Raw genomic sequence first — 20,389 nt, 5'->3', positions numbered from 1 at the left:
CAAAAAAAATGAAGCAAGTGTACAATTATATTGTAATTTTGTTTGGGAATAGAAGTTGAAACATCTGTTGCACCTCTATCGTACACGAGCAATGTTACAATTTAAATTAGTGCTTTTGGCACGAGGAGGATATTATTATGGAAAACGGAACAGTAAAATGGTTCAACGCTGAAAAAGGATTTGGATTTATCTCACGTGAAGATGGAAGCGACGTATTCGTTCACTTCTCAGCTATCCAAGGTGACGGATTCAAAACATTAGAAGAAGGTCAAGCAGTGACTTTCGACGTTGAAGAATCAGACCGCGGCCCACAAGCTGCAAACGTTGTAAAAGCTTAATTTTATCTGTAAATCAAATTGATGGTAGACATCAATTTTTACGAGAGAACAAAGCGAGTAACAAAAATACCTGCCACAAGAGACAATTTCTCTTGTGGCAGGTATTTTTTTGTATGAAAAAGTAAATAAATTTAAGAGGCTATGAAAGAGCCACCTTGTATCAAGGAATAAGAACAAACAAAAATGGCTTCTCATGTTTTTCATTTGTTTTCTCTTATATTCAGGACAAGGTGCTGATTTCATAACCTCTTATTTATTCTTCATCTGGTGTCATTACCATTGGCAAAATCATTGGATGTCTTTCTGTACGTTCGAATAAGAAAGGCTGAAGCGCGCCAGTCATCGCTTCTTTCAATTTATATTCTGAACAGTCAGGTCCATTCAAACATTCTCTTAAAGCGTGGAATAAGATTCGCTGAGCTTCATTGATCATTTCTCCTGATTCTCGCATGTAGACAAATCCACGAGAGAGAATATCTGGACCAGCCAAGATTTCTTTTTTCTTGATATCCACTGTCGCGACAGCTAATACAAGACCTTCTTCTGAAAGCAGGTGACGGTCACGTAAAACGACATTACCAATATCACCGATCCCGCTACCATCGATATACACATCTCCAGCCACAAAATGCCCAGCAGGACGCGCAGAATCGCTAGTTAACGCTAAAACATCGCCATTTTCCATGATGAAGCAGTTTTCTGCAGGAACACCTACATCTTGTGCTAGAGAAGCATGTACTTTCAACATGCGGAATTCTCCGTGGACAGGAATAAAATATTTTGGCTTCATCAAACGAAGCATTAATTTTTGTTCTTCTTGTCCACCGTGACCGGAAGTATGGATGTTATTGATTTTTCCGTGAATCACTTCTGCACCAGCTTCAGACAGCAAATTGATCAAATGATTGACACTTGTTGTATTACCAGGAATAGGTGAACTTGAAAAGATCACTGTATCGTCTGGCTGGATTTGGATTTGACGGTGAGTACCATTCGCGATGCGGCTCAACGCGGCCATCGCTTCTCCTTGAGAACCTGTACATAGGATCATCGTTTCATTGGCAGGCAAGCGATTGATTTCGTGTGCATCTACAAATGTGCCGTCTGGAACTTTGATATATCCTAAACGTTGACCGTTGACGATGGCATTTTCCATGCTTCGTCCGAAAACAGCGATTTTACGACCAGTTGCCACAGCGGCATCTGCTGCTTGCTGCAAACGGAAGATGTTAGAAGCAAAGCTGGCAAAAATGATACGTCCTTCGATTTTTGAAAAGATCTTCAAAATAGAATGCCCAATCGTTTTTTCTGATTTAGTAAATGTTGGAATCTCAGCATTTGTACTATCAGATAAAAGGCACAAGACTCCTTCTTCCCCGATACGAGCCATTTTATGCAAGTTTGCTGGTTCGCCAACAGGAGTGAAATCGAATTTGAAGTCTCCAGTCGCTACGATATTTCCAGAAGGTGTTTTCACCACGATCCCTAATGCATCTGGGATACTATGGGTCGTTCTGAAAAAGCTGACAGAAGTCTTTCTAAAACGGATGATCGTATCTTCATTGATCTCATGGAGCTCTGCATCTCGAAGCAAGCCATGCTCATCTAATTTGTTTGTGATCAACGCTAATGCGAGAGGACCAGCATAGATAGGAATATTTGCTTGTTTCAGCAAGTAGGGTATTCCGCCGATGTGGTCTTCGTGCCCGTGAGTAATCACCAAGGCTTTTACTTTGTGTAAGTTTTGTATGATGTAGCTGTAGTCGGGAATGACATAGTCAATTCCAAGTAAATCGTCTTCCGGGAATTTGATCCCGGCATCAATCAAAATGATTTCATCTTGGAATTGTACCCCATACGTATTTTTCCCGATTTCACCTAATCCACCAATAGCAAAGACGCCTGTCTCGTTATTTTTGATGGAAAGTTTCATATTAAAACTCCACTAATGAGAAATCAGCATTTTCTTTTTCGTACTCTAGATGACTTCCTTCTAGAAGTTGAACGAATTCAATATTGTATGGGGTATTTTCTTCCACACGTTGGCGAGCGTCTACATCGCTTTTTGCCTCAATGTAAAGAGATTTTGTTTCTTCCCGTTTAGGGTTGCGTACTTTTGTTTCTTGATAATAAACTTTATAGATCATTGTTTTGTCTCCTTTATCTGCGTAAAGCAGTGATTTAGCTAGTTGATTTTTTTAGACAACACAAAACGAGGGGACAAGCCACCTGGTTTTTCATATGCTTTGACTAGAATACTGGATTCGAGTCAAAGAGACAAGCCTCGTTTTTGCTTATCTGTTCGGATATTTTTTCAACCGTACCTTCTGTATAAAAAATATACAACAATTAATTGTTATTCTAGCATAAAACAGCAAATAAGTATAGAAATCAACTAGATTGAAAGAAAAAATCAATGTTTATCATCCCGCTATAATCATAATGACTTTTTTATGAGAGAAGTGTTCTATTAATAGGCTCGTTGTGCTATCATTTTTAGTAATGAAAATGTAACAAAAGATTAAAAGGAGATGAGAAAGTGAAACTAATGTGGCATTATACCATGCGTTATAAGAAATTCTTGTTTTTCAATTTCATATGCATATTTGGTTTTATTTTGATTGAATTAGGACTTCCTACGATTTTAGCACGTATGATCGATGTAGGAATCCGCAATGATGATTTTGATTATGTGAAGCAACAAGGGATATTTATGATCGTTATTACTGTAATCGGTATTATTTTGAATATCTTGTTAGGTTATTTTGGTTCGAGGATTACGACTAATATCGTAGCAGATATTCGAGATGATTTGTTCGAAAAGATCCAAAGTTATTCGCATCAGGAATACGAAAATCTAGGCGTATCTTCATTGATCACTCGTACAACAAACGATGCTTATCAGATCATGTTGTTCCTGCAAAATATTTTACGTATCGGTTTTATGGCACCAATGATGTTCATTGTCAGTTTGTACATGGTCATGCGTACAAGTGTGACACTCAGTTTGTATGTAGTAGGTGCATTACCTTTACTATTATTGGCAGTCGTAGCGATTGCTAAGGTGTCTGAACCGTTATCTAAAAAGCAACAAAAAAACTTAGATAAAATCAACAGTATCTTGCGGGAAAATCTTTCAGGATTGCGTGTGATTCGTGCATTCGTCAATGAAAAGTTTGAAGAAAAACGTTTTGCTGTAGTCAATGAGAATTATGCTTCTAGTTCAAAAAGCTTATTCCGTTTGATGGCTGTTGCACAACCGGGTTTTTATTTCTTATTTAATATCGTAATGGTATTGATCATCTGGAGCGGGGCAGTGCAAATCGATGCAGGCGAGCTTCGTGTAGGAGATTTGATTGCGTTTATCGAGTATATATTCCATGCCTTGTTCTCATTCATGTTATTTGCTAGTGTGTTCATGATGTATCCAAGAGCAGCTGTTTCAGCTGGACGTATCCAAGAAGCCCTAGATGCCAAACCTTCGATTGTAGAAGATCCAAATGGTATATCTGATACAAAAACTAAAGGGTATATCGAATTTCAAAATGTAACATTTGCTTATCCAGGCCATTCGCAAGAGCCAGTGATACGAAATGTCAGTTTTACATCCTCTCCAGGAGAGACCGTTGCTTTTATTGGAAGTACCGGTAGCGGAAAATCTACGTTGATCCAATTGATCCCTCGCTTTTATGATGTGAGTGAAGGAAAGATCTTGATCGATGGAGTAGACGTGAGAGATTATCGGCTAAGCAAGTTGCGAGATAAGATTGGGTTTATTCCGCAAAAAGCGCTGCTATTTACTGGAACGATTGCAGATAATTTGCGATACGGGAAAGAAGATGCTACGCAAGAAGAAATGGAACGTGCAGCTGAGATTGCTCAAGCTTCAGAATTCATTTCTCGAAAACCAGATGGATTTAATGAACATTTATCAGAAGGTGGTTCCAATTTTTCAGGTGGACAAAAACAACGATTGGCAATAGCCAGAGCCATCATACGCCGTCCGGAAATCTATATTTTTGATGACAGCTTTTCTGCATTAGATTATCAAACGGATGCGAAGTTACGTGCTCGTCTGAAAAAAGAAACGACAGAATCTACTGTATTGATCGTAGCACAACGTGTGGGAACGATCATGCATGCAGATAAGATCATCGTATTAAATGAAGGAGAAGTCGTCGGTATGGGGACGCATCGGGAGTTGTTGGAAAAATGCCCGATTTATTATGATATTGCCGCTTCTCAATTATCAAAGGAGGAATTAGCATGAAAAAAACCTTTTCTTCCTTAAAACGTTTAGCTCGATATATCAGACCGTATCGTGGGACTTTTCTTTTAGTGATCCTATTTACAGTTCTGACAGTGGCTTTCAACGTGGCTTTGCCATATGTTACAGGACTTCCTACTACAGAAATCAGCCGTAATATTGCCAATGGCGAATCAATCAATTTTTCTTATATATTCAAATGTCTCATTTGGATCACAGTTGTTGGAATAGGGTATTGTATTTCGCAATTACTTTCTGGTGTTTTGATGACAAATGTCGTTCAAAGTGCCATGCATGATTTGAGAAGAGACATAGAAGAAAAAATCAATCGTCTTCCGGTTTCATATTTCGATAAAAACCAGCAAGGAAATATTTTGTCTCGTGTGACGAATGATGTAGATGCAGTCAGCGGTGCTTTACAACAAGCTTTTATTGGTATCGTAAATGCGATATTGGGAATTACGTTGGCTGCAGCAATGATGTTTTATATCCAGCCGATGATGGCGCTGATCTCTATGATCATGATTCCAACATCGATCTGGATCTCAAAACGAGTGATCAATGCTTCGCAGAAATATTTTCAAAGCATGCAGAATTCTCTTGGTGAGCTAAACGGCTACGTCCAAGAAAATATGACAGGTTTTAGTGTATTGAAAGTATATGGACGCGAAAAAGAAACATTGGAAGGATTCAAAAAAGTTAATCACAGCTTGAAATACTTTGGGTTTCGTGCAGCATTCATTTCTGGCTTGATGATGCCTCTAGTTCAATTAACTGCCTATGCTACTTATATTGGTATGGCTGTTCTAGGAAGCTTTTATGTTATTACTGGGGCGATCGTTGTCGGTCAACTACAAGCATTCATCCAATATATTTGGCAAATCAGTCAGCCAATGGGGAACGTGACACAATTGTCTTCAGTTTTGCAAAGTGCATCAGCGGCAACGAAACGTGTATTCGAGATTTTAGATGAGCCAGAAGAAAAAGAAAACAAAGTAGATGCTTCACTGCCAGAAACGATTTTAGGAGATGTGACATTCGATCATGTCGATTTTGCATATGATCCGAAGAAACCATTAATCCAAGATTTGAATTTTGAAGTGAAAGCTGGTCAAACCGTAGCTGTGGTCGGTCCGACCGGTGCCGGCAAGACGACATTGATCAATCTATTGATGCGTTTTTATGACGTAGACAAAGGAGCAATAAGGATTGATGGAATCGACACCAAATCAATGAGTCGCAGTGATGTGCGTTCGCTATTTGGTATGGTCTTGCAAGATGCATGGCTTTATCAAGGAACGATTGCAGATAATATCCGCTTCGGAAAGCTTGATGCGACAGATTATGAAGTAGTTGATGCTGCGAAAACAGCAAACGTAGATCATTTTATCCGAACGATGCCAGATGGATATGATATGGCCATCAATTCTGAGGGAGACAATGTGTCTTTAGGACAAAAACAGTTGCTGACGATTGCCCGAGCAGTGGTCTCCGATCCTAAAATCTTGATTTTAGATGAAGCAACAAGTTCAGTAGACACCCGTTTAGAAGCGTTGATTCAAAAAGCAATGGATCGCGTGATGGAGGGACGGACAAGTTTCGTCATCGCTCACCGTTTATCGACAATCCGTGATGCAGATCTGATTCTAGTGATGGATCAAGGTCAGATCATTGAAAAAGGAACGCATGAGAGTTTATTGGCACAAGGTGGATTTTATGAAAAACTGTATAACAGCCAATTTGCTGAGGAAGCAGAATAAGTCATATAAGAATAAAACAGTTTAAAACTTATTTTTTGTTCTCTATTCTTGATAATGGTAAAGTAAAGTTATCAAGAAAAGTGAGGACACGGAGATGGAACAGTTTTTAAATGAAAAAATTACTGAAGCCAAAAGAGAAATTGATCGTTTAACGCACGTCTGTCAGACGAAGCCTTTTGATTCAGCTGATTTTTTTGAAAATGAGTTTCAAATCGAACGCTTGGCAGCACAAATAGAAGTGTACGAATTAATTTTAAAAAAAGTAATAGAAGAAAATATAGATGTACAATAAAAACAGGTAAAACGTCAGTTACCAGATACTGTAAATAGACATCTGGCCTGAGCAGGTTTTACCTGTTTTTTTTCTTATGAAATAAATATATGCTATGATACCTTTATTCAATAGGATTAGTTTCTACAAAAAATGAAAGGAGAAAAATAAATATGGAACGGTTTATAGCATCAAATGCCACAGTGATTGGTGATGTGACATTGTCAGAAGATGTGACGATCTGGTATCAAGCTGTTTTACGCGGGGACAGTAATTGGATAAAAATAGGACAAAGAACGAATATCCAAGATGGTACAATCATCCATGTCGATCATGATGCACCTGTAGATATTGCGGAGAATGTGACGGTAGGACATCAGTGCATGCTACATGGCTGTACAATCGAAAAAGGGGCGCTGATCGGGATGGGGACCACGATATTGAATCATGCGGTTATTGGTGAGAATAGTTTGATTGGTGCTGGATCATTAGTAACAGAAGGAAAAGTTATTCCTCCTAATGTCTTGGCTTTTGGTCGCCCAGCTAAAGTGATCCGTCCTTTGACAAAAGAAGAAATACAAAAAAACAAAGAAAACATCCAGCATTATGTCGAGATAGGTCGGATGCATGCGCAAGGAAAATTCAAGGAGCAAAGATAGGCAGTAGCATCCATAAAATAAAAAAGGATGGTCAGTTTGAGTTGACCATCCTTTTTTATTTGGTTTAGATAAGAGAGCTTAAAAAAGCTTCCTTTGAAACAGATTAATTTAATGAAGAACTGTTTTCCATGACTTCATCGATCAATCCATATGCTTTTGCTTGTTCAGCTGTCATATAGTTGTCACGATCTGTATCTTTTTCAATCACTTCAAGCGGTTGTCCAGTGCGTTCAGCTAAAATTTTGTTTAAGCGTTCGCGTGTTTGCAAAATATGGCGTGCCGCAATTTCGATTTCAGTTGCTTGCCCTTGAGCGCCGCCAAGAGGTTGATGGATCATGATCTCAGCATTTGGTAAAGCAAATCGTTTACCTTTTGTACCAGCTGTCAGCAAGAAGCTTCCCATTGAAGCAGCCATACCCATAACAATTGTTTGGACATCTGCTTTGACAAAGTTCATTGTGTCGTAAATAGCCATACCTGCTGTAACTGAACCACCAGGAGAATTGATATAAAGATAGATATCTTTTTCAGAATCTTGAGCGTCTAAGAAAAGCAATTGGGCGATGATCGAATTAGCAAGATCATCTGTTACTTGGCCGCTTAACATGATGATACGGTCTTTCAATAAACGTGAGTAGATATCGTAAGCTCTTTCACCTCGTGAAGATTGTTCAATGACTGTAGGAATTAAATTCATAATAGAGTTCCTCCTTGATTTCGTTTAGAAATAGTGTACCATAATTTAGTTTCTAATACCTAAAATGTAGTATACATTTTTGGTCAAAAAAGGTCAAATAAAAAACTTAGGCAAATTAGTCGCATAAACCCGCTTTATGGTATGATAAGCAGAGAAACAAAACAAGGAGGAACAACAGATTGATAGTTGGTATTACTGGCCTTATCGGAGTGCTGACAGGTGCTGTAGTTGTCTATATCGGCATGATACTGCAAATGCGTCACTTGGAAAATAAAGAACAGCGTAGACGTGAATTGGAATTGAAAGTCAAAGAAATCGAGACGCTGAATCAATTAAATAAAAAGATCAACGAGATCTTGCAAAAACGGACAACGCTGATGGAAGAATATGTCAGCTTTGATGCATTTGATGATTGTTATATCACGATTGACGATTTTGCGTATCTCCAATCATTTTCAGCGCAAAATAGTTTTTATCTGCCAAATTATATTTTAGACGAGCTATTTAAGAATATCTCCCATCGAAAAGTGATTTTATCTCCAGATGAAACAATGAAGATTGGTGGATATGCTTATAAAGGCGGACGCGTGATTTTAGAGAATTTTACGGATAGTCTGACTGAAATGATCAATGAAAAAAAAGCTCAGTTGAAGACTATGACGCGCCAGCCGATTGGTTTCTTCTCGAAAGATGATGTTTGGAGCTGATATTTTGAAGCATTGCCGTTGCACATGAGAGCGTGGTAATGCTTTCTTTTTTTCTTAATGATACAATAGAACTGAACGGAGTGAAGAAAGATGTTACAAATCTATGCCCATCGCGGAAGCAGCGGCACCCACCCAGAAAATACGCTTCCTGCATTTGCAGAAGCTGTACGAGTAGGTGCAGATGGTATCGAACTAGATGTCCATCTAAGCAAAGATGGTTATTTGATCGTTATGCACGACGAAGAAGTGGACCGGACGACTAACGGTAAAGGGCTGATTCGAGAAAAAACATTGGAAGAACTCAAAAAATTGAATGCAGGGGGCAAATTCAGCAAAGAATTTCCAGCAGCTAAAGTTCCTGAATTGAGAGAAGTGTTAGGACTGCTCCTCCAAAAAAATTACCGAGGGATGCTAATGATTGAAATTAAAACTGATCAGTATGAATATCCCGGTATCGAAGAAAAATTAGCCGAAACATTAAAAAGTAGAGATTGGCCTTTTCAACATGCATATTGCAGCTTTCATTTGGATTCTTTGGAAAAAATCGCATTACTGGAACCGGAGATACAGCTGGACTTATTGATGAGTACTTCTGATAAAAAGATCCAACTAGCAGCAGAAACCCCTTATATAGAAGGAGTACATCCAAAAAATACTTGGTTGTTCGAACATCCAGTCCAGGCAGCTGATTTTCCAAAAGCAATTCGTGCATGGACGATTAACGATGAAGAAGAAATGGCCAAATGTCAAGAACTCAAAATAGATGGAATAATAACTGATTTTCCGGAGAAAGCTCTTCGGTGGAAACAATCAACGAAAAGTAGGTAAAATATGGAAAAAGTATTAGTGATCGTCGGTCCGACAGCAGTCGGTAAAACAGCGCTAAGTGTGGAACTCGCACAACTATTTGGAGGAGAGATCATCAGTGGTGATTCATTGCAAATCTATAAAAATCTGGATATCGGTACAGCAAAAATCAAAGAAGAAGAGATGAATAATGTTCCGCATCATTTGATTGATGTGATCGAACCTACTCAACGTTACTCAGCCGCTGATTTTCAGCATTCAGGTCGACAATTGATTACCGAGATTGCGAACCGAGGGCACCTACCTATCATAGCTGGTGGTACGGGTCTCTATATCCAATCCCTTCTATATGATTATCAGTTAGGAGCGACAGAAGAAGCGAATCCTGAGATTAGAAAAAAGTATGAAACGTTAGCTGAAACAATTGGTTCCCAAGCATTATGGAATCAGTTGAAAGAAAAAGACCCGGCAGCTGCTGAGAAAATCCACTGGAACAATCAACGCAAAGTGATAAGAGCTCTGGAAGTTTTAGAGACGACAGGACATAGTATCACGGCACCTAAAGAAGAGCCAAAGCAATTGTATGATTACCTCATGATTGGATTAGATACGAAGCGTAGTATTCTTTATGAACGAATCAATCAAAGAGTCGATTTGATGCTAGCAGAAGGTTTAGTAGCAGAAGCGCGTAAGGTGTATGAGCTTGGAGAAGTCCAGGCCAGTCAAGGTATTGGATATAAAGAATTTTTCCCTTATTTTGAAGGGAAAGAAACATTGGAAGAAGCAACAGAACAAGTCAAACTACATTCGAGAAGATACGCGAAACGTCAGTTGACGTGGTTTCGTAACCGTTTGGATGCACAGTGGTTTGATCTTATAAGTGAGCCAAATCAAAAAAGTCAGATTGAGCAAACAATCAAAAAATGGCTGGAGGCGGAATAAAATGGAAGAAAAAGTGATCATCGTAGGGGTAGAAACCGAAGCAAACCAGCGTTACTTTTCAGAGTCAATGGAAGAGCTAGTTCAGCTGACGAATACCGCATCAGGAGAAGTCGTATTCACAATTACACAAAAGAGACCACAAGTGGATCGGCAAACGATTATCGGTAAAGGGAAATTACAAGAATTAGTTCAACAAGCGGATGCGCATGAAGCGGATTTGATCATCTTTAATCATGAGCTAACTCCGAGACAGAGCCAACTGATTACCGATGCTGTTGGTCTTCCGGTAATTGATCGCGTGCAGCTTATCTTAGATATTTTTGCGATGCGTGCTCGTTCGAAAGAAGGGAAGCTGCAGGTTGAACTTGCTCAGTTAGAATACCTGCTGCCTCGTTTAGTAGGGCAAGGGAAAACATTATCTCGTCTTGGCGGTGGGATCGGAACAAGAGGGCCAGGTGAAACAAAGTTAGAAACAGACCGCCGACATATACGGAATAAAATTTTTGCTGTTAAGAAAGAATTGAAAGAAGTAGAAGCTCATCGAGAGCGCAATCGCCAAAAAAGAAAAAATAGCGAGATTTTTCAGATTGGACTTATTGGCTACACGAATGCCGGGAAGTCAACTATCTTGAATCTATTGACACAAGCGGATACTTATTCGAAAGATCAATTGTTTGCAACGTTAGATCCATTGACTAAGAGATGGCGTTTTGCTGAAGGATTTGAGATTACTGTAACGGATACCGTCGGGTTCATCCAAGACCTGCCTACGCAACTGATCGATGCTTTCCATTCTACATTAGAAGAAAGTCAAAATATGGATCTTTTGCTACATGTAGTCGATGCTAGTTCTCCAGATCGTATTTTACAGGAGCAGACTGTCTTAAAATTGATGGATGAACTGAATATGAAAGAAATGCCGATACTGACTGTTTACAATAAGGCAGACCAGATCGACCCAGCGATGTTCACGCCTACGCTATTCCCAAATGTATTGATTTCTACTCAGACGAAAGAAGGTAAGATGGCGTTGATCGAAGCAATCAAACGTCAGCTGATGGAACTAATGACCCCTTATACACTTTCTGTGCCAAGCAACGAAGGACAGAAATTAAGCGAGTTGAGAAGACAAACAATGGTTTTGGACGAAGCGTACATGGAAGAAACAAACGAATATGAAGTTAAAGGGTTTGCAAAAACCAATTCAAAATGGTTAAGAAAAAACCAATAAAATTTTATTTTTTTAACAATAAAAACACTAATAAAGGATAGTACAGTATAATAAAAAATAAAAGGTATCTGGTACGAAAATCAACTAGATACCTTTTTTGTGTTCTTATTTTTTTGTTATTTTATAAAAAATAGAGATCTCATGTTAGAAAACCTAACATATGCAGTTGACAATATTTTTTTTAATTGGTACACTTTAGCCAACTTATAAAACGAAAGGGGACGTCTGATGGGAGAAAAGGAATTGCGCCGATCTATGTCCGTATTTCCAATTGGTACAGTTATGAAGCTGACTGATTTGTCTGCTCGGCAAATTCGCTATTATGAAGAACAAGATTTAGTTCATCCGGAACGAAGCGAAGGAAACCGACGTATGTATTCGCTGAATGATATTGATATGTTGCTTGAGATTAAAGACTATCTTTCAGAGGGATTGAATATGGCTGGGATCAAACGTGTATACGAAATGGCACAGGCGAAAAAACAAGAAGCAAAAAACAAGAAGCCGTTGACAGATCATGACGTTCGACAAATTTTTCGTGATGAGATTTTGGCGCAAGGTGGGTTAAGCAAAACAGGTCATTATCAGTCGCAAGGATTGCAAAGACAATTCTTTGACTGAATAAATTAAAAAAGGAAGAGGGATACCATGGTAAAGAAACAGATAACAGGTGAAGAAATCAAACGAATCATTGAGGAAGAAAACGTACGATTTTTACGATTGATGTTCACAGACATCTTAGGTACGATCAAAAATGTAGAAGTTCCAGTGAGCCAGATCGACAAAGTATTAGAAAATAAAATGATGTTTGACGGTTCTTCGATTGAAGGATTTGTTCGAATTGAAGAAAGCGATATGTATTTGTATCCAGATCTCTCCACTTGGATGATCTTCCCGTGGGAAAGTGCTCATGGAAAAGTTGCTCGTTTAATTTGTGATATCTATAATCCGGATGGGACACCATTTGCCGGCGATCCTCGCGGGAATTTGAAACGAGCATTGAAAGATATGCGCGACCTTGGTTTTACCTCTTTCAATTTAGGACCTGAACCAGAATTCTTCTTATTTAAATTAGACGAAGACGGTGGGATCACAACGACCTTGAATGATAAAGGTGGTTATTTTGATTTTGCACCAACAGATTTAGGTGAAAATTGCCGCCGTGACATCGTGTTGGAATTAGAAAGTCTAGGCTTTGAAGTGGAAGCTTCACATCATGAAGTAGCGCCAGGACAGCATGAAATTGACTTTAAATATGCAGATGTGGTAGATGCTTGTGATAATATCCAAACCTTCAAGCTCGTTGTCAAAACGATTGCACGCAAGCATGGACTTCACGCGACTTTCATGCCGAAACCGTTATTTGGGATCAATGGTTCTGGTATGCATTGCAATATGTCTTTGTTCAATGATGAAGGAAATGTTTTCTATGATAAAGACGGTGAATTGGAACTAAGTGAAACAGCTTATCATTTCTTAGGTGGTTTGCTGAAACATGCTCGTGCCTACACAGCCGTTTGCAATCCAACAGTCAATTCTTATAAACGTCTCGTTCCAGGTTATGAAGCGCCTGTTTATGTCGCATGGAGTGGCCGTAATCGTTCGCCATTAGTACGTGTACCAGAATCTCGCGGTTTATCCACACGTTTGGAATTGCGGTCAGTTGATCCATCTGCAAACCCATACTTGGCAATGGCAGTATTGTTGCAAGCAGGACTAGACGGTATCCGTAATCAGATCACACCGCCAGCAGCTGTTGACCGTAACATTTATGTAATGGATGAGGAAGAAAGAGAAGCTGCACATATCCAGGACTTACCTTCAACTATCCATAATGCTATCAAAGAATTGCGTAAGGATAATGTAATGATTGACGCATTAGGACAACATATCTTCTCAAATTTTGTTGAAGCAAAACGTCTCGAATGGGCGGCATTCAGACAAACTGTTTCCGAGTGGGAAAGAGAACAATATCTAGAACTTTATTAAAACAGGAATACCGTGAATTAGAGGCTGTGAAATCAGCGTTTTGACCTGAGTATTAGAGAAACTAACGGAAAAATAGTTCCTCATATTTTGCCGTTTTTTGAGCTAATACCGAGGGTCAGCTGATTGAACACCGTTTAGTGGAGAGGTTGTGAAAAAGCTGCCCTGCAACAAGTAATAAGAATAGCCAAGCAAAAACAGCTTTTCTTGTTTTTGAATTGGCTGAACTTATTACCGCAGATGCAAGCTTTTGAACACCGTTTACCAAGAGGTTTTGAAAAAGACGTTTAGTTTCGAGTGTTAAGAAAAATTTTGTGAAAATGGCTTTCTACATTTTTGCATAAATTTGGCTTAATACCGAGAAACTGGCTTTTGAATACCGTTTATCCAGAGGTTGTGAGCCTACCATTTAACTCCGAATCACAAGAAATAATTTCAAAAACAGCTTCTCATGTTTGATGGATATTGTGACTTGTGACCGAGGAGTTGGCAGGAGAACACCGTTTATTTAGAAATAAGGAGGCACGACTTTTGTCGCATCTCCTTATTTTTTACTTATGTGATTCGTTACCTTCAATGAATCCCTACAAGGCACTTTTGTTGAAAAAAAGGTCATCTTTGAAAAAATTAGTGGAATTGTTTTGTTTTTGATATTATTTAATAGAAAAGATATGCCAAAAATCCGAGAACTGTGGACTACGTTTTTTACGTAAAGGAGGTAAATAAGGGTGAAAGAAAAAGATTGTTTCTACGATAAGCTATATAAACTGTTGCTGCAAGTAGGAAAAAGTAGTTCTTTGTTAGGTGGGATATTATCTATCATAATGTTTGTTTTATTTTTTTATCTATTATTTCACTTAAAATTTTTCAGTAACGATTTTCTGATTTGCTTAGGTTTAACGTTAGCTATGTTTATATCAAGCTTATTATGTGGGTTAAATTTTTTTTGCACTCATAAAGGACTTAAGAAATAATTTCTCAAAGGATATCGAAAAAGAAAAAATTGTAAGCGGATAGTATTCATTTGAGTACTTGACTTTCCCTTAGTCAGCTTGTATTATACACCTTGGGCACCCTTTTAGAGGGTCAGAAGTTTACAGAAATTTCGGCTCCCTATTCTTATTGAAGAATAGGGAGCTTTGTTTATTGTCTGAGACTTTTCCTGCACATAAATTAAAAAGGAGTTTTTGAACTTATGACAAAATATATTTTTGTGACCGGCGGTGTCGTTTCATCAATCGGAAAAGGGATTGTTGCAGCTTCTTTAGGACGCTTATTGAAAAACCGCGGCTTAAAAGTAACTATCCAAAAATTTGATCCATACATCAACGTGGATCCGGGGACGATGAGCCCATATCAGCACGGAGAAGTATTCGTAACAGATGATGGTGCTGAAACAGATTTGGATCTGGGCCACTACGAACGTTTTATTGACATCAATTTGAACAAATACTCCAACGTGACGACAGGAAAAATCTATTCTGAAGTTTTGCGTAAAGAACGTAAGGGCGAATACTTGGGAGCAACTGTTCAAGTTATTCCTCATATTACAAATGAGATCAAAGAAAAAATCATGCGAGCAGCTAAAATGACTGATTCAGATGTGATCATTACAGAAGTAGGGGGAACAGTAGGGGATATAGAATCTTTGCCATTCCTTGAAGCACTTCGTCAAATGAAAGCAGATGTCGGTACAGATAATGTTATGTATATCCATACAACATTGATTCCTTACTTGAAAGCTGCTGGAGAAATGAAAACTAAACCAACGCAGCACAGTGTAAAAGAGCTACGTGGTTTAGGTATCCAACCGAATATTTTGGTGGTACGTACAGAGCAACCTGTTTCTCAAAGCGTGAAAAACAAATTGGCACAATTTTGTGATGTCGAACCAGAAGCAGTTATCGAGTCGCCAGATGTAGATACACTTTACTCCATCCCATTAGTTTTACAAGCACAAGGAATGGATCAAATTGTTTGCGACCATTTAAAACTAGATACACCAGAAGCAGACATGACAGAATGGAAAGAATTAGAAGAACGTGTCTTGAACTTGAAGAAAAAAGTACGGATTGCGCTTGTCGGTAAATATGTCGAGTTACCAGATGCATATATCTCAGTAGTTGAAGCATTGAAACATTCTGGTTTCGCCTATAATTCAGACATCGAGATCGATTGGATCAAAGCACAAGAATTAACGAGAGAAAATGTAGAAGAACGTTTGAAAGACGCAGATGGAATCTTGGTTCCTGGTGGATTTGGTGATCGCGGAGTAGAAGGGAAAATCGAAGCGATTCGTTATGCTCGCGAAAATGACGTTCCGTTTTTAGGTATTTGTCTTGGTATGCAGATGGCTTGTGTCGAATTTGCACGTAACGTCGTTGGATTAGAAGATGCGTCATCAGCTGAAACGAATCCAGATACAGCAAACAATATTATTGATTTAATGGCTGATCAGGAAAACATCGAGAATTTGGGTGGAACTTTACGCCTTGGATTATACCCATGTAAAATCAAAAAAGGAACGAAGACGGCTGAAGCATATGATGGAGCCGATGTTGTGCAAGAACGTCACCGTCACCGCTATGAGTTCAATAACAAATATCGTCAATTGTTTGAAGAACAAGGGCTAGTCTTTTCAGGTGTCTCACCAGATAACCGTTTAGTAGAAATCGTAGAGCTGCCAGAGAAAAAATTCTTTGTGGGATGCCAATTCCACCCAGAATTGATTTCTCGTCCAAATCGCCCGCAAAAATTAATCAAAGCATTTGTCGGAGCATCATTAGCAGATCACGAAACAAAATAATTTTTGAACTTGATAGAAAGAGAAAAGTAGCAAGAGAAGGGGATAAGCAATTTTCTTGTCACTTTTCTCTTTTTCTGATTTGTTATTATTTGTAGGAAAAAAGATAGAAATCAAAAGACTTTTTTCGATTAAAGCGCTATTGGATATTTTATTTTTTGCAAAAAACTTCTTGAAAATTTTCATTTTCATTGATTTTAGTAGAAAACTACCGAAATGTTTGGTAAAATAGGGTCGTTGGTTAAGAATTGTCTTAACAAATTTAGTTTTACAAAACTTAGGAGGAATTTTATTATGCCAGTAGTATCAGGAGCTGAATTTTTAAAAGCTGCTCGTAAAGGCGGTTACGCTGTCGGCGGATTCAACACAAACAACTTGGAATGGACTCAAGCAATACTTGAAGCGGCTGAAGCAAAACAAGCACCAGTACTTATCCAAACATCAATGGGTGCAGCTAAATACATGGGTGGTTACAAAATCTGTAAAGATTTAATCACTGATTTAGTTGAAGCAATGAACATCACTGTTCCAGTTGCTATCCACTTAGACCATGGTGACTACGAAGCTGCTTTGGAATGTATCGAATTAGGCTATACTTCAGTAATGTTCGATGGTTCACATCTACCATTTGAAGAAAACTTGAAATTAGCTAAAGACGTTGTTGAAAAAGCACATGCAAAAGGTATCTCAGTTGAATGTGAAGTTGGTTCAATCGGCGGAGAAGAAGACGGAATCATCGGTAACGGCGAATTAGCTGATATTGAAGAATGCAAACAAATGGTTGCTACAGGTATCGACTACTTAGCTTGCGGTATCGGTAACATCCATGGTCAATATCCAGAAAACTGGAAAGGATTAGCTTTTGACCACTTACAAGCAATTGCTGATGCTGTAGGTCCAGACATGCCTTTAGTATTACATGGCGGATCAGGTATTCCTCAAGATCAAATCGAAAAAGCTATCTCAATGGGTATCTCAAAAGTAAATGTTAACACTGAATTCCAATTATCATTTGCTGCAGCTACTCGTAAATATATCGAAGCTGGTAAAGATAAAGAAGGTAAAGGATTCGACCCTCGTAAATTATTAGCTCCAGGTAAAGCAGCAATCGTTGAAGATGCTAAATCTCATATCGACTGGTTCGGTTCAGCTAACAAAGCGTAAGCATCCACATAACAGATACGATATATAGGAATGGAGAACGACTTTTGAAGTCGCTCTCCATTCTTTTTTACTTAAAACGGCAGACCATGCTCGTTTCTTTTTTTTATCTATGATAAAATACAAGCATATCCATGAAAAAAGATTAATAAACAAGGTGGAAACAGATGAAAAAAATCGTAATCAAAGGAAACCGACCTTTAGCTGGTGAAGTAACGATCAGCGGTGCAAAAAATAGTGCAGTCGCATTGATTCCAGCTGCAATCTTAGCTGATTCCCCAGTGATCTTGGAAGGTGTGCCGGACATACAAGATGTTCATTCATTAATTGAAATTTTAGAGATCATGGGCGCAACTGTCCATTTTTCCAACAACATACTAGAAATCGATCCTCGAGAAGTCGTATCGATTCCGATGCCGCACGGAAAAATCAATAGTTTGCGTGCTTCTTATTATTTTATGGGAACACTGCTTGGTAAATTTGGCGAAGCGGTAGTAGGCCTGCCAGGTGGCTGTTATTTAGGCCCTAGACCGATTGACCTACACGTCAAAGGATTTGAAGCTCTAGGTGCTGAAGTGACAAATGAACATGGTGCCATGTATTTACGGACAGAAAATAAAGGATTGCGTGGCAATCGGATTTTCATGGACGTGGTTTCAGTCGGAGCAACGATCAATGTGATGTTAGCTGCTGTAAAAGCAAAAGGACAGACAGTAATTGAAAACGCTGCACGAGAACCGGAAATCATAGATGTGGCAACTTTACTGAATAATATGGGGGCAAAAGTTCGAGGAGCGGGTACAGATGTGATCCGTATCGAAGGAGTCGAAACATTACATGGCTGTCGGCATTTCATGATTCCTGACCGCATCGAAGCAGGAACCTATCTAGCATTAGCAGCTGCAGTAGGAAATGGTATCAAAGTGAAAAATGTGATCTTTGAACATTTGGAAAGCTTTATAGCAAAATTGCAGGAAATTGGTGTCCATATGAAAATCAGCGAAGATGAAATCGAAGTTTACCCCTCGAAAGAATTAAAACCCGCAAACATCATGACCTATCCTTATCCAGGATTTGCCACAGATCTGCAGCAGCCACTTACTGCGTTACTATTGATGACTACAGGCACTTCAGAAATCATCGATACGATCTATGCGAAACGTGTGAACCATGTGCCGGAACTAGCACGAATGGGCGCTGATATTACCGTGGAAGGAAATATGATCATCGTGAATGGTCCAAATAAACTTCACGGCACAGAAGTCGTGGCTTCTGATCTTCGGGCAGGTGCTTGTTTAGTGATTGCTGGACTATTGGCAGAAGGGACAACGACGATTTACAATGTAGATTATATCTTACGCGGTTATGATCATATTATCGAGAAACTAACAGCCTTAGGGGCATCAATTGAAATGATAGAGGAAGTGGGAGCTGAATGAGCGATTATTTGACAATGGCAGAACTAGAGAACAAAACGTTAAAAGAAGTTTATAGTTATGCCAAAGAATTTAAAATTCCTTATTACAGTAAGATGAATAAAAAGGAATTATCTCTAGCTGTGATTCGTGCACAAGCAGAGAAACAAGGATTTTATTATATGGAAGGAATATTGGATATCGTTGGTCAAGATGGTTACGGTTTTTTACGGCCAATCAATTATGGACCAAGTGCAGAAGATATCTATATTTCTGCCTCACAAATCAGACGATTCAGTTTGAGAAATGGGGACAAAGTGGCAGGAAAAGCCCGTCCACCTAAAGAATCGGAACGTTATTATGGTTTGATGCACGTGGAAAGCGTTAATGGAAAAGATCCGGAAGAAGCAAAAGAACGTCCGCATTTTCCAGCCTTAACACCTCTTTATCCGCAAAGACAGCTTCAACTGGAAACAACACCGCAAAGACTATCTACCCGAATGATCGATATCTTTTCTCCAATCGGTTTTGGTCAGCGTGGATTGATCGTCGCACCGCCAAAAGCAGGGAAAACTTCTGTATTAAAAGAAATCGCAAATGGTATCACCGAAAACTATCCGGAAGTAGAATTAATCGTTCTACTGATTGATGAACGACCGGAAGAAGTAACGGATCTAGAACGAAGCGTGAAAGGCGACGTGGTATCTTCTACATTTGATCTGCAGCCGCAAAACCATACTCGAGTTTCTGAATTAGTATTGGAACGCGCAATGCGTTTAGTCGAAGATAAACGAGATGTCGTTATCTTGATGGATAGTATTACTAGACTTGCTCGGGCCTATAACTTAGTCGTTCCACCAAGCGGACGTACATTGAGTGGCGGGATTGACCCAGCCGCATTGTATAAACCTAAGAAATTTTTCGGGGCAGCAAGAAACATCGAAGAAGGTGGCAGTTTGACGATTTTAGCGACCGCTTTAGTCGATACAGGAAGCCGTATGGATGACGTGATCTATGAAGAATTCAAAGGAACTGGAAATCTAGAATTACAACTTTCACGTGAATTATCTGAACGTCGGATCTTCCCAGCCATCGATATCAAAAAATCAGGTACCCGAAAAGAAGAATTATTGATGCCAAGTGAAGAATTAGAAGAAATTTGGAAACTTCGAAAAAATATGACTGGAGATTCATTAGAATATACGGAACAACTGATCCGCTTTTTGCGTAAAACAAAAAACAATCAGCAATTTTTCAAAGAATTTCAAGATGTCTCCTTTGGTAAAAAAAATCCGACCAGAAATCTGAAAAGATAATTGCAACCTTGACTGAAACATGTTAAGAT

At 38.9% G+C, this 20,389-nt stretch carries 20 protein-coding genes; 16 read left to right on the top strand and 4 right to left on the bottom strand.

What is annotated here, in order from left to right; all coding sequences use genetic code 11:
• Positions 1–137 precede the first annotated feature (137 nt).
• Entirely contained in the window at positions 138–338 is a 201-nt protein-coding gene (locus tag PYW34_RS09425; RefSeq protein ID WP_002294067.1) for a cold-shock protein, read from the top strand.
• A gap of 253 nt (positions 339–591) precedes the next feature.
• Here PYW34_RS09425 and rnjA read toward each other — a convergent pair whose 3' ends face one another.
• Both rnjA and PYW34_RS09415 read right to left on the bottom strand, forming a co-directional pair.
• Positions 592–2,271 carry a ribonuclease J1 gene (gene rnjA, locus PYW34_RS09420; RefSeq protein WP_002287948.1) on the bottom strand — a complete coding sequence of 560 codons (1,680 nt, stop codon included), beginning with the start codon at positions 2,269–2,271 and terminating at the stop codon, positions 592–594.
• Position 2,272: 1 nt separating this feature from the next.
• Entirely contained in the window at positions 2,273–2,485 is a 213-nt protein-coding gene (locus PYW34_RS09415; RefSeq protein WP_002287947.1) for a DNA-directed RNA polymerase subunit epsilon, read from the bottom strand.
• A gap of 392 nt (positions 2,486–2,877) precedes the next feature.
• Here PYW34_RS09415 and efrA point away from each other — a divergent pair, with 392 nt between their 5' ends.
• The 4 genes from efrA to PYW34_RS09395 all read left to right on the top strand — a co-directional run bounded on the left by efrA (position 2,878) and on the right by PYW34_RS09395 (position 7,295).
• Positions 2,878–4,608: a multidrug efflux ABC transporter subunit EfrA gene (gene efrA, locus PYW34_RS09410; RefSeq protein WP_002294065.1), complete on the top strand. Its 1,731-nt coding sequence runs from the start codon at positions 2,878–2,880 to the stop codon at positions 4,606–4,608.
• Positions 4,605–6,365, top strand: coding sequence for a multidrug efflux ABC transporter subunit EfrB (gene efrB / locus PYW34_RS09405; RefSeq protein WP_002299665.1), 1,761 nt, complete (start codon positions 4,605–4,607; stop codon positions 6,363–6,365). Before efrA ends, efrB begins: the two co-directional genes overlap by 4 nt.
• Before the next feature lie 94 nt (positions 6,366–6,459).
• Complete coding sequence (locus PYW34_RS09400) at positions 6,460–6,657, top strand: hypothetical protein (RefSeq protein WP_002294061.1); 198 nt, start codon at positions 6,460–6,462, stop codon at positions 6,655–6,657.
• 152 nt (positions 6,658–6,809) lie between these two features.
• Complete coding sequence (locus PYW34_RS09395; protein WP_002289401.1) at positions 6,810–7,295, top strand: gamma carbonic anhydrase family protein; 486 nt, start codon at positions 6,810–6,812, stop codon at positions 7,293–7,295.
• Positions 7,296–7,398: 103 nt separating this feature from the next.
• Here PYW34_RS09395 and clpP read toward each other — a convergent pair whose 3' ends face one another.
• On the bottom strand, positions 7,399–7,992 hold the full coding sequence (gene clpP / locus PYW34_RS09390) for an ATP-dependent Clp endopeptidase proteolytic subunit ClpP (protein WP_002289402.1): 594 nt from the start codon (positions 7,990–7,992) through the stop codon (positions 7,399–7,401).
• A 179-nt stretch (positions 7,993–8,171) separates the two neighbouring features.
• Between clpP and PYW34_RS09385 the strand changes: the two genes are divergently transcribed.
• The 8 genes from PYW34_RS09385 (at position 8,172) to PYW34_RS09355 (ending at position 16,471) form a co-directional block, all read left to right on the top strand.
• Complete coding sequence (locus PYW34_RS09385; RefSeq protein ID WP_002289403.1) at positions 8,172–8,699, top strand: hypothetical protein; 528 nt, start codon at positions 8,172–8,174, stop codon at positions 8,697–8,699.
• Positions 8,700–8,789: 90 nt separating this feature from the next.
• Entirely contained in the window at positions 8,790–9,527 is a 738-nt protein-coding gene (locus PYW34_RS09380) for a glycerophosphodiester phosphodiesterase (RefSeq protein ID WP_002289404.1), read from the top strand.
• Positions 9,528–9,530: 3 nt separating this feature from the next.
• On the top strand, positions 9,531–10,448 hold the full coding sequence (gene miaA / locus PYW34_RS09375; RefSeq protein WP_002289405.1) for a tRNA (adenosine(37)-N6)-dimethylallyltransferase MiaA: 918 nt from the start codon (positions 9,531–9,533) through the stop codon (positions 10,446–10,448).
• Between the two features lies 1 nt (position 10,449).
• Positions 10,450–11,679, top strand: a complete 1,230-nt coding sequence (gene hflX / locus PYW34_RS09370) for a GTPase HflX (protein ID WP_002289406.1) — start codon at positions 10,450–10,452, stop codon at positions 11,677–11,679.
• Between the two features lie 228 nt (positions 11,680–11,907).
• Complete coding sequence (locus PYW34_RS09365) at positions 11,908–12,300, top strand: MerR family transcriptional regulator (RefSeq protein ID WP_002287002.1); 393 nt, start codon at positions 11,908–11,910, stop codon at positions 12,298–12,300.
• 27 nt (positions 12,301–12,327) lie between these two features.
• Positions 12,328–13,668 carry a type I glutamate--ammonia ligase gene (gene glnA / locus PYW34_RS09360; protein ID WP_002287001.1) on the top strand — a complete coding sequence of 447 codons (1,341 nt, stop codon included), beginning with the start codon at positions 12,328–12,330 and terminating at the stop codon, positions 13,666–13,668.
• 725 nt (positions 13,669–14,393) lie between these two features.
• Positions 14,394–14,639, top strand: a complete 246-nt coding sequence (locus PYW34_RS13070; protein ID WP_002326505.1) for a hypothetical protein — start codon at positions 14,394–14,396, stop codon at positions 14,637–14,639.
• A gap of 221 nt (positions 14,640–14,860) precedes the next feature.
• Positions 14,861–16,471, top strand: a complete 1,611-nt coding sequence (locus tag PYW34_RS09355; RefSeq protein WP_002286999.1) for a CTP synthase — start codon at positions 14,861–14,863, stop codon at positions 16,469–16,471.
• Here the strand turns inward: PYW34_RS09355 and PYW34_RS09350 are convergent.
• Positions 16,448–16,660, bottom strand: coding sequence for a hypothetical protein (locus tag PYW34_RS09350; protein WP_073506237.1), 213 nt, complete (start codon positions 16,658–16,660; stop codon positions 16,448–16,450). The two genes, PYW34_RS09355 and PYW34_RS09350, sit on opposite strands and share 24 nt — an antisense overlap.
• Positions 16,661–16,762: 102 nt before the next feature.
• Here PYW34_RS09350 and PYW34_RS09345 point away from each other — a divergent pair, with 102 nt between their 5' ends.
• The 3 genes from PYW34_RS09345 (at position 16,763) to rho (ending at position 20,360) form a co-directional block, all read left to right on the top strand.
• Entirely contained in the window at positions 16,763–17,632 is an 870-nt protein-coding gene (locus PYW34_RS09345) for a class II fructose-bisphosphate aldolase (protein WP_002294057.1), read from the top strand.
• A 164-nt stretch (positions 17,633–17,796) separates the two neighbouring features.
• Positions 17,797–19,068: a UDP-N-acetylglucosamine 1-carboxyvinyltransferase gene (locus PYW34_RS09340; RefSeq protein WP_002294056.1), complete on the top strand. Its 1,272-nt coding sequence runs from the start codon at positions 17,797–17,799 to the stop codon at positions 19,066–19,068.
• Positions 19,065–20,360 (top strand): transcription termination factor Rho, encoded by a 1,296-nt coding sequence (gene rho, locus PYW34_RS09335; RefSeq protein ID WP_002290332.1) that lies wholly within the window; start codon positions 19,065–19,067, stop codon positions 20,358–20,360. Before PYW34_RS09340 ends, rho begins: the two co-directional genes overlap by 4 nt.
• Positions 20,361–20,389 lie beyond the last annotated feature (29 nt).

The organism is Enterococcus faecium (assembly GCF_029023785.1).
GTDB classification, from domain to species: Bacteria; Bacillota; Bacilli; order Lactobacillales; family Enterococcaceae; genus Enterococcus_B; species Enterococcus_B faecium.
Note: the sequence above shows the minus strand (reverse complement) of the source record. Positions and strands in the feature narration are given on the sequence as shown.